This window comes from Bowmanella dokdonensis, from assembly GCF_017254865.1.
GTDB classification, from domain to species: Bacteria; Pseudomonadota; Gammaproteobacteria; order Enterobacterales; family Alteromonadaceae; genus Bowmanella; species Bowmanella dokdonensis.
Genome location: NZ_JAFKCV010000434.1, coordinates 1 through 280 on the forward strand (window position 1 = coordinate 1; position 280 = coordinate 280).

General features: G+C 49.6%; 1 protein-coding gene. It reads right to left on the reverse strand.

Annotation, left to right across the window (positions count from 1 at the left end):
- The coding region (locus tag J0A66_RS23195; protein WP_206576116.1) for a tRNA-ribosyltransferase family protein at positions 1 to 280 on the reverse strand (280 nt) is incomplete at both ends.

Consider the following 280-nt stretch of genomic DNA (forward strand, 5'->3'; position numbering starts at 1 on the left):
GTAGATATGACCGTGAATAATTTTTACAAGTGTAACAATCACATTTTTCGTCCAGCGGACCGGTGTCGGTCTTGTGCCTGGAATTGCGGATCTTAATCACACCTTCGGTGACAAACAGATGACCGTTTCTGGCATTTCGGGTTGGCATAACGCAGTCAAACATATCGATGCCGCGGCGTACCGCCTCAACGATATCTTCAGGCTTACCTACGCCCATCAGATAACGGGGCTTGTCGGCCGGGATCTTATGCGCAGTGGAGTCCAGAATACGGATCATGTC